Origin of the sequence: Porphyrobacter sp. AAP82 (genome assembly GCF_000331285.1) — a bacterium.
Lineage (GTDB): Bacteria > Pseudomonadota > Alphaproteobacteria > Sphingomonadales > Sphingomonadaceae > Erythrobacter.
The window spans coordinates 24,385-38,714 of sequence record NZ_ANFX01000005.1 but is presented as its reverse complement, the minus strand read 5'-3'; the positions used below and the strand labels follow the sequence as shown (position 1 = coordinate 38,714).

General features: G+C 69.4%; 14 protein-coding genes. 4 read left to right on the top strand and 10 right to left on the bottom strand.

Annotated elements, in window-relative coordinates; all coding sequences use genetic code 11:
- The first annotated feature begins 36 nt into the window (after nucleotides 1–36).
- A complete protein-coding gene (locus tag D620_RS0100225) occupies nucleotides 37–813 on the top strand; it encodes a ParA family protein (protein ID WP_017663766.1) in 777 nt (258 codons plus the stop codon).
- Nucleotides 810–1,811: a ParB/RepB/Spo0J family partition protein gene (locus D620_RS0100220; RefSeq protein ID WP_017663765.1), complete on the top strand. Its 1,002-nt coding sequence runs from the start codon at nucleotides 810–812 to the stop codon at nucleotides 1,809–1,811. Before D620_RS0100225 ends, D620_RS0100220 begins: the two co-directional genes overlap by 4 nt.
- A gap of 102 nt (nucleotides 1,812–1,913) precedes the next feature.
- Here the strand turns inward: D620_RS0100220 and D620_RS0100215 are convergent, their stop codons facing one another.
- Nucleotides 1,914–2,708 (bottom strand): hypothetical protein, encoded by a 795-nt coding sequence (locus D620_RS0100215; RefSeq protein ID WP_017663764.1) that lies wholly within the window; start codon nucleotides 2,706–2,708, stop codon nucleotides 1,914–1,916.
- Nucleotides 2,709–2,816: 108 nt separating this feature from the next.
- Nucleotides 2,817–3,317, bottom strand: coding sequence for a GAF domain-containing protein (locus D620_RS0100210; RefSeq protein WP_017663763.1), 501 nt, complete (start codon nucleotides 3,315–3,317; stop codon nucleotides 2,817–2,819).
- 125 nt (nucleotides 3,318–3,442) lie between these two features.
- Here D620_RS0100210 and D620_RS0100205 point away from each other — a divergent pair, with 125 nt between their 5' ends.
- Nucleotides 3,443–4,921, top strand: a complete 1,479-nt coding sequence (locus D620_RS0100205; protein WP_017663762.1) for a PQQ-dependent sugar dehydrogenase — start codon at nucleotides 3,443–3,445, stop codon at nucleotides 4,919–4,921.
- Here the strand turns inward: D620_RS0100205 and D620_RS0100200 are convergent.
- Together D620_RS0100200 and D620_RS0100195 are read right to left on the bottom strand one after the other, a co-directional pair.
- Complete coding sequence (locus D620_RS0100200; protein WP_017663761.1) at nucleotides 4,918–5,745, bottom strand: DUF815 domain-containing protein; 828 nt, start codon at nucleotides 5,743–5,745, stop codon at nucleotides 4,918–4,920. The two genes, D620_RS0100205 and D620_RS0100200, sit on opposite strands and share 4 nt — an antisense overlap.
- Nucleotides 5,745–7,487, bottom strand: a complete 1,743-nt coding sequence (locus tag D620_RS0100195) for an acyl-CoA dehydrogenase (protein ID WP_017663760.1) — start codon at nucleotides 7,485–7,487, stop codon at nucleotides 5,745–5,747. Before D620_RS0100195 ends, D620_RS0100200 begins: the two co-directional genes overlap by 1 nt.
- A 73-nt stretch (nucleotides 7,488–7,560) precedes the next feature.
- Between D620_RS0100195 and D620_RS0100190 the strand changes: the two genes are divergently transcribed.
- A complete protein-coding gene (locus D620_RS0100190; RefSeq protein ID WP_017663759.1) occupies nucleotides 7,561–8,490 on the top strand; it encodes an L-threonylcarbamoyladenylate synthase in 930 nt (309 codons plus the stop codon).
- Nucleotides 8,491–8,590: 100 nt separating this feature from the next.
- Here the strand turns inward: D620_RS0100190 and D620_RS0100185 are convergent, their stop codons facing one another.
- The 6 genes from D620_RS0100185 to D620_RS0100155 all read right to left on the bottom strand — a co-directional run bounded on the left by D620_RS0100185 (nucleotide 8,591) and on the right by D620_RS0100155 (nucleotide 14,290).
- Nucleotides 8,591–8,929, bottom strand: coding sequence for a hypothetical protein (locus tag D620_RS0100185; RefSeq protein ID WP_017663758.1), 339 nt, complete (start codon nucleotides 8,927–8,929; stop codon nucleotides 8,591–8,593).
- 38 nt (nucleotides 8,930–8,967) lie between these two features.
- Nucleotides 8,968–9,750 carry a GIN domain-containing protein gene (locus D620_RS14290; protein ID WP_017663757.1) on the bottom strand — a complete coding sequence of 261 codons (783 nt, stop codon included), beginning with the start codon at nucleotides 9,748–9,750 and terminating at the stop codon, nucleotides 8,968–8,970.
- 260 nt (nucleotides 9,751–10,010) lie between these two features.
- On the bottom strand, nucleotides 10,011–10,544 hold the full coding sequence (locus D620_RS0100170; protein WP_017663756.1) for a CarD family transcriptional regulator: 534 nt from the start codon (nucleotides 10,542–10,544) through the stop codon (nucleotides 10,011–10,013).
- Between the two features lie 275 nt (nucleotides 10,545–10,819).
- A complete protein-coding gene (fdxA, locus tag D620_RS0100165) occupies nucleotides 10,820–11,158 on the bottom strand; it encodes a ferredoxin FdxA (protein WP_017663755.1) in 339 nt (112 codons plus the stop codon).
- Nucleotides 11,159–11,168: 10 nt separating this feature from the next.
- Nucleotides 11,169–11,525, bottom strand: a complete 357-nt coding sequence (locus tag D620_RS14285) for a S4 domain-containing protein (RefSeq protein ID WP_017663754.1) — start codon at nucleotides 11,523–11,525, stop codon at nucleotides 11,169–11,171.
- Entirely contained in the window at nucleotides 11,522–14,290 is a 2,769-nt protein-coding gene (locus D620_RS0100155; RefSeq protein WP_017663753.1) for a helicase-related protein, read from the bottom strand. The genes D620_RS14285 and D620_RS0100155 overlap by 4 nt, the downstream gene beginning before the upstream one ends.
- Nucleotides 14,291–14,330 lie beyond the last annotated feature (40 nt).

Below are 14,330 nucleotides of genomic sequence, written 5' to 3'. Positions count from 1 at the left end.
ACCATGAATCGGCGCGCGAAGAGGACAGGAACCACCATGCTGACCATCGCGATTGCCAATCAGAAGGGCGGAGTGGGCAAGACCACCACCGCCATCAACATCGCCACCGCCATGGCCGCGACCGGATGGCGCACGCTGCTGATCGACCTCGATCCGCAGGGCAATGCCTCGACCGGCCTCGGGGTGGACGCCGCCGCGCGCGAAATTTCGAGCTATGACCTGCTGGTCGACGAGTTGGCGCTGGGCGAGGCGATCGTGCCGACCGCGATCCCGCGGCTCGACATCGTGCCTGCCACGGTCGACCTGTCGGGCGCCGAGGTCGAGCTGGTTGCGGTCGAGGGGCGCACCCACCGGCTGCACCGCGCGCTCGCCGGCTATACCGGCCACGAGATCTGCTTCATCGATTGCCCGCCCTCGCTCGGCTTGCTGACGCTGAACGCCCTGTGCGCCGCCGATACGCTGCTGGTGCCGCTGCAATGCGAGTTCTTCGCCCTTGAAGGCCTCAGCCAGCTGCTCCAGACCGTCGACCAGGTGCAGCAGCGGTTCAACCCGCAGCTCGGCATCATCGGCGTTGCGCTGACCATGTATGACAAGCGCAACCGGCTGACCGACCAGGTCTCCGACGACGTGCGCGACTGCCTCGGCAAGCTGGTGTTCGAAACGGTGATCCCGCGCAACGTGCGCCTGTCCGAGGCGCCGAGCCACGGCCTGCCCGCGCTGATCTATGACCAGCACTGCACCGGCAGCCGCGCCTATATGGCGCTGGCGCGCGAGCTGATCGGGCGATTTCCCGCAGAAAGACAGGCGGCATGACCGAGAATATTGATCAAACTTCTGAAATCGCTGCACTTTCGCGCGCGAACGGAGCGGAAAGGCCGCGTCGCCTGGGCAAGGGGTTGGGCGCCTTGCTCGGCGAGACCCGCCGCGAGGAGCCGCTCGTCCGCCGCGAGGAGATCGCCTCGGCGCCTACCTCAGGCGCCGGCGCGCCTGCCGAGGCTCCGCTGCCGGGCGCCTCGCCCTTGCGGATGCTCCCGCTTGCCAGCATCAAGCCGCTCCCGGGCAACCCGCGCAAGGTCTTCGACGAGGCCGCGCTGGAAGAGCTCGCCGCCTCGATCGCCACGCGCGGGGTGATCCAGCCGATCATCGTCCGCCCGCATCCCGAAGGCGATGGCTACCAGCTGGTCGCCGGCGAGCGGCGCTGGCGCGCGGCGCAGAAGGCGCGGCTGCACGAGATCCCGGCGCTGGTCCGCGCCCTGTCGGACCGCGAGGTCATGGCGCTCGCGCTGATCGAGAACCTCCAGCGCGAGGACCTCAATCCGGTCGAGGAAGCGCGCGCCTATCACCGCCTCGCCGAAGAGGAGGGGATGATCCAGGTCGACATCGCCAAGATGGTCGAAAAGTCGCGCAGCCATGTCGCCAACATGATGCGGCTGGTGACGCTGCCTGACGATGTGCTCGACCTGATCCAGGAAGGCAAGCTGACCATGGGCCACGCGCGGCCGCTGATCGGCCGTGACGATGCCCGCGAGCTGGCGGCGATCGCGGTGGCCGAAGGGCTTTCGGTGCGCGATATCGAGAGCCTCACCAAGAAGCCCGCCCGGCGCCCCGAACCCGGCCCGGCCGAGCCGCCCTACCTCACCACCGAAAGCGCCGATATCGTCGCGGTGCAGCAGCATCTCGAGGAGTTCCTCGGGCTGTCGGTGAAGATCAAGCCCGAGAGCGACCCGCGCAAGGGCACGATCACGATCCGCTACACGACGCTCGACCAGCTCGATCTGCTCTGCCAGCGGCTGACCGGCGGAGAAATCTAGGATAAAGCCGCTTCAGGCACGAAAAAGCCCCGCAAGATCGCCTGGTCTTGCGGGGCCTTTCTGTCCGCCCCCCCTGTGAGGGGCCGGTGTTCCATGTGAAACTCAGCGCTGGCGGAGCATCTTCTTGGTCGGACGCGGGCCCGGCGCGGGGCGCGGGGCCGGATCGGTGATGATCCGGGTGCTGCCGGGGACGGTGTAGGTCTCCTCGCGGATCGTCTCGCGCACCACCACCTGCTGCTGCACCTCGGTGCGCACCGGCACCATCACCATCTGCTGGGCGTAGGCATAGGCATAGGACTGCGGATAGGCGTAGCCATAGTTGTCGCCATAGCCGCCGATCTGGCGGCTCGCGCCCGGGGTGCCGTAGTGCGACAGGTAGGCATCGAGCGCCGCGTCGCAATCGTAGCGGTCATCGTCGTCATCGTCGAACAGGCTGCCGATCAGGCCGCCGATCAGCCCCCCGCCGATCGCGCCGAGCAACCCGCCGATGATGAGGCCGGTGTTGTCGCGGTTCTGCCCGCGGGTGCGGCGGCGGCATTCGTCGAGCCACTGCCCGCGCTCGAACACCGCGGGGGCCGCGGCATAGCCGTAGCCGTAGCCTTGCGGGGCGTAGCCCTGGTGCGGCGGGGGCGGGGGCATCGCGCCCGGCGCATTGATGTAACGGGTGCGGGTGACCGTCTCGACCCCGTTCTCGATCGTCAGCGTCTCGGTCGGGCGGATCGCGGTGACGGGCGCGGCACTGGGCGCGGCGCGCATGTCGGCCGGCAGCTCGCGCAGCTCGTTCTGGCCCATCGGGGCGAGCGGCGGCAGATCGCTGTAATTCTGCGCCCGCGCGCCGGCGGGCACCGCCAGCAGCGCGAGAGCGGCGAGCGGAAGGGCACAATTGGTCTTGGACATGGGCGAATCCCCCTCAATCAGCAGGCAAGCTGATGGTTAGCAAAAGACTAACACCGTGAGGGGGATACGCCCAAGCGGGGCGTGCCACTTGTCCCGTTTCGGGAAGGATCAGATGCGGTCTGCAAGCAGCGCGGCAAGCGCCTCGATGCCTGCGGCGTCGGCCCGGGTGAAGCGGGCGGGGGCGGGACTGTCGAGGTCGATCACCGCGATCACCCGCCCGTCACGCAGCACCGGTACCACCAGCTCGCTCGCGCTGGCGGCGTCGCAGGCGATGTGGCCGGGGAAGGCGTGGACGTCCTCGACCAGCTGCGTCGCGCGGGCCTGCGCCGCCGCGCCGCATACGCCGCTGCCGAAGGGGATGCGGATGCAGGCCGGCCGCCCGGTGAAGGGCCCGAGCACCAGCTCCTCGGCTCCGCCGCCCTTGGCAGGCGCGACACGGTAGAACCCCGCCCAGTTCAGATCGGGCAGAAACTCCCACAGGAGCGCGGCGACATTGGCCATGTTGGCGACGCCGTCGGGCTCGCCATCGGTCAGGGCGCCCGCAGCGGCGAGGAGCTCGCGGTAGAGCGCGTCGGCGGCGAGCGGTTCGGCGGGCTTGAAATCGTACATCGCGGGTCCGGTCTTTCGTCAGGCTGTTCGTTTGCGCGCCGGGTGGAGCCGAAAACCGGTCCCCACTTTCCGGCCCGACGCTTTCGCTGGTTGCCGCAGAGGCGGCGCGGCTTTATCCGTGCCACATGGCATTCTTCCGCAAAATCGCAATCGCTCTTGCTGTCTTCGTCGTCGTCACTGCTGGTGGGCTGTGGTTCGTCAGCCGCGGCGATACCGCCGATCTTTCCGTCGAGGAGGTCGCGGGCAAGGATCCGGTGCTGCAAAAGGCCGATCCCCAGACCTTCCCCACCGTGCTCGTTGCGGAGCCTGTGGGCTGGGCCGCGAACGAGGCGCCCAAGCCGGCCGAAGGGCTCGAGGTCGCCCGCTTTGCCGAGGGGCTCGAACATCCGCGCACGCTCTATACCCTCCCCAATGGCGACGTCCTCGTCAGCCTGACCCGCGCTCCGCAGGTGGAGAATGCGGGCGGCGGGATCATGGACACGATCAAGGGCTGGATCGCCGACAGCCTGCTCACCAAGGCCGGGGCGACCGGCAAATCCCCCAACCGGATCGTGCTGCTGCGCGATGCCGATGGCAACGGCACGGCGGAAACCCGAAAGGTGATCGCTGCCGAAGGGCTCGATTCGCCCTCGGGCCTCGCGTGGGCGGACGGGACGCTTTATGTGGGCAACCACAATGCGGTGGTCGCCTTCCCCTATGCGCTGGGGGCCGATGCGGTGAGCGGGCCGGGCAGGAAGATCATGGACCTTGCCCCGGGCGGCGGGCACTGGATGCGCAACCTCAAGCTCTCGCCCGATGGCAAGCGGCTGTATGTCGCGGTCGGATCGGTCAGCAATATCGGCGAGAACGGCATGACGCTGGAAGAAGGCCGCGCGCTGATCTGGGAATATGATTTCGCGAGCCGGCGCCAGCGCCAGTTTGCAGCCGGTTTGCGCAACCCCAACGGGCTCGATTTCTCGCCCTGGAGCGGCGAGCTGTGGACCACGGTGAACGAGCGCGACATGCTCGGCAGCGATCTGGTGCCCGACTATCTCACCAACGTGCCGGTGGGCGCGCAATATGGCTGGCCCTGGGTCTATTACCGCACCAACCGCGACCGCCGCGTCGATGCGCCGATGCCGCGCTTCCTGATGGAATATGTGCGGAAGCCCGAATATGCGCTCGGCCCCCATGTGGCGGCGCTGGGCCTCGTGTTCTCGAAGGAGGGCGACCGGATGGGGCCGGGGTTCGCCAGCGGTGCCTTCATCGCGCGGCACGGTTCGTGGAACCGCAAGCCCGCTTCGGGCTATGACGTGGTGTTTGTCGACTTCGACGATCGCGGCAATCCGGTCGGCAAGCCGAAGCCGGTGCTGACCGGCTTCCTCACCGCCGAGGGCAAGACCCACGGGCGGCCGACCTGGGTGACGTGGGGCGGCGATGGCGCGCTGCTGGTGTCGGACGATACGGCGGGGATCATCTGGCGCGTGCGCTCGCCCACCGCCGCGCCTGCTCCGGGGATCGCGCGGCTGGTCGGCAAGCCGCTCCCGCCCAAGGAGCTGACCGATCCGCGCGCCGCCTTCGAGGCCGATTACCTGCGCCAGCAGGCCGGGCAGAAGATCAACTAGAGCCTCACCCCCGCCCGCCCGGCCAGTTCGGTGGCAAATTGCAGCGCGGTGCGGCCCGACCGGTTGCCGCGCGTGAGAGCGAAGGCCATCGCCTCTTCCGCGTCGAAGGCGAGGCCGAGCGGGGCGGTGTAGCCTTCCAGAATGGCGAGATAGGTGTCCTTGTCCGCCGGGTGGAACCCGAGACTGAGGCCGAAACGGTCGGCAAGGGCGAGGGCATCGTCGCGCTCGTCGCGCTCGTGGACCGCGCCGGAGGTGTCCAGCCGCTCGACGATCCCGCGGCGGTTGGCGGTGACGACCAGGCGCAGATGCGCCGGGCGCGGGGCGATGCCGCCTTCGAGCAGGCTGCGCAGCGCGAGCATCTCCGCCCGCCCGTCGGCACCGAAGCCGAGATCGTCGATGAACAGCAGGAAGGCGCGGGGCACTTCGCCAAGCGCTGTGACCAGCGCGGGGAAGGTCGGGAGCGTGCCCGGGGCGAGCTGCACCAGCGCCAGCGCGCCCGGGGCCTCGCGCTGCACATCGGCGACACAGGCCCGCACCAGCGCCGACTTGCCCATGCCCCGCGCGCCCCACAGCAGCGCGTCATGCGCCGCCGCGCGCGCCGCGAGCCGCGCGCAATTGTTGCGCAAGCCAACTTTCTGCGCCTCGATCCCGTGGAGCCCGTCGAGCGGCAGGGCATCGAGCACCGGCACCGCCCGCGCGGCCACCCCCTCCCAGACATAAGCGGGGTGGGCCAGCCAGTCAGTCGGCGGCAGCGGCGCAGGCGCGAGGCGCTCCAAAGCGGCGGCGATCCGCTCCAGCGCGTCGCCCCCCCGGGCCTCGGACATCAGGCGACCAGCGCTTCGGCGGGGAGGGCATAGAGCAGGTCCGCCCCCGCCACCGCCCCTGCCTTCAATCCCGCGGCCTCGGGCACGATCCGTTCAAGGAAGAAGCGCACCGTCACCGGCTTGGTTGCTGCCAGTTCGGGAGCTACCCCCGCGGCGACGGCCTGAGCCTGCCTCGACAGCTGCCACCCGGCGACGCAGACCGCGGCCATGGTGCAGAACGGGACGCTGCCTGCCAGCCTGTCATCGAGGCTCGCATCGTCGCGCATCCACCGCGCGACGCTCGCGCAGTCCATGGCGAGCGCGGCGAGGGCATAGTCTGCGGCCGCCTCGCGCGCGATCTGATCGAACAGCGCGACCAGCGCCTCGCCGCCGCCGAGCCCCAGCTTGCGGGTGACGAGGTCGGCGGCCTGGATGCCGTTGGTCCCTTCATAGATCGGCGCGATCCGCGAATCGCGCCAGTGCTGGGCAGCGCCGGTCTCCTCGACGAAGCCCATCCCGCCATGGATCTGGATGCCGAGGCCTGAGACCTCGACACCGACATCGGTGCCCCACGCCTTGAGCATCGGGACCAGCAGTTCCGCACGGGTCCCGGCCGCCGCGTCGCCGAGATTGCCCCGATCGACCTGCCCCGCGCAGTAATAGAGCAGCGCGCGAACGCCCTCTGTCAGGGCCTTCATGCGAAGGATCATGCGCCGCACGTCGGGATGTTCGATGATCGCCACCGGGGTCTTGTCGGGCGATCCGGCGCGCGCCGATTGCACCCGGCCGGCCGCATAGGCGAGCGCCTGCTGGGTCGCGCGCTCGGCGATCTGCGCGCCCTGGTTGCCGACATTGATGCGCGCATTGTTCATCATCGTGAACATCGCCGCGAGCCCCTTGTTGGGCGCGCCGACCAGCTCGCCGATGCATGTCCCATTGTCGCCGTAGGACATGACGCAGGTGGGCGAGGCGTTGATGCCGAGCTTGTGTTCGAGGCTGACGCAGCGCAGGTCGTTCTTCGGGCCGAGGCTGCCGTCGGCGTTCACATGATACTTGGGCACCACGAACAGGCTGATCCCGCGCGAGCCTTCCGGCGCGCCGGGCAGCCTCGCCAGCACCAGATGGATGATGTTTTTGGCGAGATCATGCTCGCCCCACGTAATATAGATCTTCTGGCCGGTGACCCTGTATTTGCCCGCGTGCTCCCCGTCCTCGATCGGCTCGGCGGTGGAGCGCAGCGCGCCGACATCGCTTCCCGCGGCGGGCTCGGTGAGGTTCATGGTGCCCGACCACTCGCCGCTCACCAGCCTGGGCAGATACATCGCCTGCTGGGCGGTGGAGCCGTGGTGCTCCAGCGCCTCGATCGCCCCGACGCTCAGCATCGGGAGGAGGGAGAAGGCCATATTGGCCGCGCCGAGGTTTTCAAGGACGTTGCAGGCGAGGGTAAAGGGCAGGCCCTGACCGCCGTGCGCGGCAGGGCTGGCGATGGCGTTCCAGCCCTGTTCGACATAGGCGTGGTAGGCAGCCTCGAAGCCTTGCGGAAGGCGCACCACGCCGTTTTCGAGCTTCGCGCCCTCCAGATCGCCCTTGCGGTTCAAGGGCGCGAATTCTCCGGCCGCGAACTGGCCGACGCCTTCCACGATGGCTTCGACAAGGTCCGGCTCGGCATGGGCGAAGCGTTCGCTCGTGGCCAATTCGCCGATCCCGGCATTGACGCGGATGGCGAGCAGCTGGTCGGCGGTCGGCGGGGTGAAGGGGGTCACTGGGGGGTCGTCCTCAAGGTGGGAAATTGCGCCCGGCCTTGGCAGGGCGGGCAAACGAATATAGCGCCAGGCCATGAGCGGCAAGAAGGTTACACAAGTGCGGCTGGCGGATGCCGAAGGGATCGCGGCGGCGGCGCGGATCCTCGAATCGGGCGGGCTGGTGGCGGTGCCGACCGAAACGGTCTACGGCCTCGCCGCGCGCGCTGACAGCGCCGAGGCGGTGGCGCGGATCTACGCCGCCAAGGGCCGTCCGGACTTCAACCCGCTGATCGTGCATGTCGCGGGGCTCGCGCAGGCCGAGCGCTATGCCGAGTTCTCCGCCGAGGCCCGCGCGCTTGCCGCAGCCCACTGGCCGGGACCGCTGACGCTGGTGTTGCCGCGCCGCGCCGACGCGGGGCTGGCAGCGGCGGTGACCGCGGGGCTCCCCACCATCGCGCTGCGCGCACCCGCGCATCCGGTGATGCAGGCGCTGCTGGAGCGGTGCGGCTTCCCGCTCGCCGCGCCCTCGGCCAACCGCAGCGGGTTCATCAGCCCGACCACGCCTGCGCATGTGCTCGCCTCGCTGGGCGGGCGGATCGGGATGGTGCTTGACGGCGGGGCGACCCAGGCGGGGGTGGAATCGACCATCGTCGCGGTGCGCGCCGACGGGAGCGTCGAGGAATTGCGGCCGGGGCCGATCGCTGTGGGCACGCCGGGCGGGGCGAAGGGGATCGAAGCGCATATCGAGGCTCCGGGCCAGCTCGCCAGCCACTATGCGCCGGGCAAGCCGGTGCGGCTGAACGCGCTGGCGGCGGAGGCGGGCGAGTTCCTGATCGGGTTCGGCCAAGTAGCGGGCGATGTGACGCTGTCCGCCAGCGGCGATCTGACCGAGGCGGCCGCGCGCCTCTATGCGGCCCTGCACGAGGCCGCCCGCGCGGCTGCGCCACGCATCGCGGTCGCGCCCGTGCCCGAGGAAGGCGTGGGCCGCGCGATCAACGACCGGCTGCGAAGGGCGGCGGCTTAGAGGCCGGACAGGCCCACCCCCACCCCCCCCCGCAAGCGGGAGGGGAGTAGAGTGGCGCGATCAGTCGCCCTCCCCACCTGCGGGGGGGCAGGGTGGAACCTCAATCGTCCTCGGGATCGACCGGAATGCCCCGTGCCAGCACCTTCATCTCGGCGCGGATCGCCTTTGCGCTTTCGCAGGCGTCGTCGTCGCCGTCATCGCAGCGGTCCATGGCCTTGCCGTATTCGCGTTCGAGCTCGCCCATGCGTGCCTCGCGGCGGCGGATTTCGCGGCCTCGCGCCTCGTCGGCTTCGGACTGGCTGGTGGTGGCGAGGTCGACGCCCTTGCTCACCACCCGCACCGGCGCGGTGACCACACTGGCGACGGTCCGGGCGACGCAGCCCTGAAGGCCGAGCGCGGCAAGCCCGAGGGCGAGGAGGAGGGGGAACCTTGACATCATCCCGCTATCCTCGCCCAAGCCTTGCGATCTGGCAAATGCTATTCTGCGGGCTTGGCCGGAGAAGCAGGTTGGGCCGGAGAAGCAGGTTGGGCCGGCGCCGCGCTGCCGCTGCCGGGCGAACAGGTCAGTGTGCCCGAGCCGAAGGCGTTGACGGTGCACTTGGCGCTGCCCGACACCTTGATGTCGCCCGCGCCGCCGATGGTCGCCTCGACGGTCCCGTCCGAGGCGAAGGCAACGTCGCCGCTGCCGCCGATCGTGACGTCCGCCTTGTCGGCCTTGAGGCCGGGCATGGCGATCTCGCCCGCCCCGCCGATCAGCACCTCAAGCTCCTTCGCGGTGCCGCTGCCGCGCACCGTGCCGCTGCCGCCGATATTGATGTCGAGCGACTGGCCGTTGAATGTCTCGAACTCCACCGTGCCGCTGCCGCCGATATTGATCGCCGCCTCGCTGGCAAGGCCCTGCGCCTTGACCGTGCCCGCGCCGCCGATGATGATTTCCTTCGGCGGGGGCATGGTGATGCGGATGGTGGCGGCGGTGTTGCCGTTCCAGCCCTCGACGCGGGTGATGCCGATCACTTCCTTGTCGCGCACGAAACGCAGGGAATCGGTGTCCTGCCCCTCGACCTTGATCGCGAAGGTGTTGCCCTCGGTGACGATCACATTGTCGCCCGAGGCGAGGAAGACCTTGGGGGGCGCCTCGCCGGCGAGCGTGATCTCTGAGAGGGGCACGCCTTTCTGGCCGTTGATCTCGACATCGGCGCCGTCGCAGGCGGCAAGGGCCGCGGTTCCGGCGAGCAGCACCGCGAGGCGTGGGTGGATCATGAGCGTGTCTCTCCCGTTGGCGTATTGCTGATGTAATACACCTTGGGACGGGGTGCAAGGGGCGTCGCGAGGGCCCACCCCCGGCCCCTCCCGCAAGCGGGAGGGGTGTATCAGCGCTGACCATCCCCCTCCCGCCTGCGGGAGGGGAGCGAGACTTGGTCGCGCAGCGGCCTAGTCGCAGCGGAGTGGGCCTGAGCCGACGCCCAAACGAAAAGGGCCGCCCCCAAGGACGGCCCTTTCAACCTCGCAGCGAGAGACGCTTACGCTTCTTCGGCGGTGTCGTAATATTGCGGGGCGTGTTCGCGCAGCACGTCGAGGATCTTGCCGAGCGCGGTGGGTTCATCGGTCTCTTCCATCGCCGCCAACTCGCGGGCGAGGCGGCTGGAGGCCGCTTCGAAGATCTGGCGTTCCGAATAGGACTGCTCGGGCTGGTCTTCGGGGCGGAACAGGTCGCGGGTCACTTCGGCGATCGACACCAGGTCGCCCGAGTTGATCTTGGCTTCATATTCCTGCGCGCGGCGCGACCACATGGTGCGCTTCACCTTGGGCTTGCCCTTGAGGGTTTCCATCGCCTGCTTGAGGGTCTTGTCCGAGGAAAGCTTGCGCATCCCGATCGCTTCGACCTTGTTGACCGGCACGCGCAGGGTCATGCGCTCCTTCTCGAAACGCAACACGTAGAGTTCGAGCTGCATCCCCGCGATTTCCTCGCGCTGGAGCTCGACCACCCGGCCCACGCCGTGCTTGGGGTAGACAACATAATCGCCGACGGTGAATGCGTTCGCGGTGCTCGCCATGCACGTTCCTTTCAATCGGCCGACCTGGCAACGGGAGAGAGAACGAAAGACCCGGCGACGCGACCCTCCTCCTCACGGGGCGAGCGCCGGGTGGACACGTCCGTTCGGGGGTTGCTGGTGTCGGGCCTTCCTGGTTTCTGGGCGCCTGCGCGGGCGGGGCCCGGCGCGGTCAGCGGATTATATAGCACGCCTGCAACAAAATTGCGAGTCGGCGTTTGTATGGAAGCGTCATCTGTCCCGTAGCAGGGCGGGCGGGGTGCGGGCGCCTGCCCCGATCAGTCCCCGTCACCCGGCGCGTCGGTGAAGTACTTCTCGAACTTGCCCTTTTCGCCCTTGAAGGCGTCGGCATCCTCGGGCGGGGCCTTCTGGCTGGTGATGTTGGGCCACACGGCGGAGAACTTGGTGTTCAGTTCCAGCCATTTCTCCAGCCCGTCCTCGGTATCGGGGAGAATCGCCTCGGCCGGGCATTCCGGCTCGCACACGCCGCAGTCGATGCACTCGCTGGGATTGATCACCAGCATGTTCTCGCCCTCGTAGAAACAGTCGACCGGGCACACTTCAACGCAGTCGGTGTACTTGCACTTGATGCAGTCTTCGGTGACGACGTAGGTCATTGCGGCTCTTTCACGACAAGTCTTCGGGATCGCCGGACAGGACGCCCGGCGCAGGCGCTGACGCGCCTATTGTGTTTTGCCCTCTAGGGTCAAGCCCCGTGCCGTCAACCTCGCGATAATGGGTAGCGGCCTCGGCGGGCGAGCCGCGGCGCCGGGGGAGGGCGATAAGCTCGACCACACGCACGCCGCCCCCGGTCGCAAGGGTCAGCACATCGCCCGCCTTCACGCCCTGGGCACCGCGCAGGACATGCTGGCGGTTGCAACGCACCGCCCGGGTGGCGATCAGCGCGTCGGCTGCCGAACGGGTGCGGGCGAAGCGCAGGTAGACGAGCAGCCGGTCGATCCGGATCGACTGCGCACCGTTCATCCCTTGAGCAGGTCCGCCAGCTTGTCGAAGGCCCCGCCGGCGCGGGCCGGGCCGGTGTCGGGCTTGGGCAGGGGCGGACGGTTTTCGCGCGGCGGCCTGCCCCCCGCCTTGCCCGCGCCGGGCTTGCCGCCGTCACGCCGGTCACGCCGCTCGCCCTTGGGGCGATCATCGCGTTTTTCGCCATGCGGCTTGCCCTCGGCGGGCCGCCCGTCCTTGCGAGCGTCCTTGCGATGCGGCGGGCGCTCGGCCTTTCTGGCGTCACGTTCCTCGGGCCGGCGCGGGCGCCAGTACCAGCGGTCGGGGGCGGCGGGGCCGTGAGCGCCTTCGGGCAGGGCGCGCGCCTTGTCGCAGCGGAAGCCGGCGCTGCCGAGCAGGCGGCGGGCGTTCTCGGCCTCGAGCCCGACCGACACGGCCAGCGACAATTCGAGCCGGAACGGGCGATTGCGCTCCTTGGGATGCGCCGCGACCACCTTGGCGCGGGCATCGAAGGCCGCGCGAAAGATCTTCTCGGCCAGATCGACGCGGATCGCCTGGGTCCCGGCATAGCGGTAGCCGGCGGGCAGCCGCCCCTTGGCCCAGCTCCCTTCGGCGAGCACCGGCTGCATCGCTTCCTGCACGGCGCGGGTGTCGAGCCCCAGCGCGTGGAGCAGGCGGCGCGGCGCCGGCTTCAGGAGCGGCGCATCGAAGATATCGAGCGCGCCGAAGGTGATCCCGAGCTTCCTGAGATAGGGCCGCATCTCCTTGGGCAGGTTTTCCAGCCCCGCCTCCTCGCGGGCCATGACCCCGCGCGCCTCGATCAGGGCGATGACCAGCGCGCGCGCCTGCGAGCCTGCGGCGGGATCGCGCGCGGCCTCGGCGAGCTTGCGCAAGGGGGCGAGCGGTTCGAGCTGCACTTCCAGCCACGCGGCAAGTCCTGCCTCCAGCTTCGCCTTCGCGGTGTCCGGCAGCAGCGCGACATCGCGGGTGAGGGTCAGGCGCGGGGTGCCGAAATTGCCCGAACCGGGATGGCCGGAGAAGGCGATCTCGGCCAGCGCGCGTCCTTGCCAGCGGATCGCGCCGCCGGCGATCTCCAGCTCGGCAATGCCATCCGCGAGCAGCCACTCGGCGCGGCTCGCGAGCAGCGCGGGCAGCGCCTTCTCGCCCGCCGCGAGTAGCATCCGCCGGTCGGCCACGCCCGCCGAAGGATCGACATGGAAGCGGAAGCCTTCGAGGCGGCCGATGCTCTCGCCCTCCACCGTCAGATGGCCATCGGGTTCGAGGGTGACGGGCAGCGCAGAGGCATCCTGTCCCAGCGATTTCATCAAGAGTGTCGTCCTTCGGTTCACGAAACGCTCGGTCAGCCGCGCGTGCAGCGCATCCGAGAGCTTCGCCTCGACCGCGCGCGCACGTGCGGCCATTTCGTCGCGCGCCAGCACCCAGTCGGGCCGCTGGCAGATGTAGGCCCAGCTGCGAATCGCAGCGATGCGCCCTTGCAGCGTGTCGATGTCGCCCTGCATCCGGTCAAGCTCGGCGATGCGTGCGGCGACGAAATCCGCCCCGAGATAGCCGCCTTTGAGGTCGTCCCACAGCCGGGCGACGAAGCGTGCGTGCTGTTCGACGCCCAGCGAACGGAAATCGGGGAGCGAGCAGGCCTCCCAGAAGCGCCGCACCGCCCCCGCCCCGCGCACGGTGTCGGCGATGGAATCGCCCGCGAGGCGTTTCAGCACGGCAAGGTCGATGGCCTCGGGCGCCGCCTTCAGCACCGCCTTGTCGGGCCGCGCTTCCAGATCGGCGATCAGCGCGCCCAGCGAATCGAAGCGCGGATCGGCCTCGCGCCAGAACAGGTGGGTGAGGGGGGCGAACTTGTGTTCCTCGATCGCGTAGACCTCCTCGTCGGTGAACTCGAGGGGGTCGCCGTCGCCCTTGCCCGTTCCCGCGAGTGTCCCGAAGGTCCCGTCGCGCTGGTGCCGCCCGGCGCGCCCGGCGATCTGCGCCATTTCCGAGGGGGTGAGGCGGCGCTTCCTCCGCCCGTCGAACTTGGAGAGGCTGGCGAAGGCGACGTGATCGAGATCGAGGTTCAATCCCATCCCGATCGCGTCGGTTGCGACGATGTAATCGACCTCGCCCGCCTGGAACATCGCGACCTGCTTGTTGCGGGTCTCGGGCGAAAGCGCGCCCATCACCACCGCCGCGCCGCCCCTGAACCGCCGCAAGGCCTCGGCCATGGCGTAGACCTGTTCCACGCTGAAAGCGACCACGGCCGAACGCTTGGGCAGGCGCGAGAGCTTGCACACGCCTGCATGGCTGAGCGTCGAGAAGCGCGGCCGGCCGGTCACCTCCGCGCCGGGGATCAGCGCCTTGACCATCGGTTCCAATGTGGCGCTGCCGAGGATCATCGTCTCCTCGCGCCCGCGCATGTGCATCAGGCGGTCGGTGAAGATGTGCCCGCGTTCCGGGTCCGCGCCCAGTTGCGCCTCGTCGAGAGCGACGAAGGCATGGCTTCCCGCGGTGCGCGGCATGGCCTCGGCGGTGCACAGGAAATAGCGGGCGTCCGGCGGCTCGATGCGCTCCTCGCCGGTGATGAGCGCGACCCGCCTGTCGCCCTTGATCGCGCGCACCCGGTCATAGACCTCGCGCGCCAGCAGGCGCAGCGGGAAGCCCATCATCCCCGAGGAATGCCCGCACATCCGCTCGATCGCGAGGTGCGTCTTGCCGGTGTTGGTCGGACCCAGCACGGCGCGCACATGCCCGGGATCGCCGGGGCGGGGGGGTTGGGACTGGGGCACAGCCTGGCGGTCATCGCAGGCTTGCTGCGGGCGGGCAAGG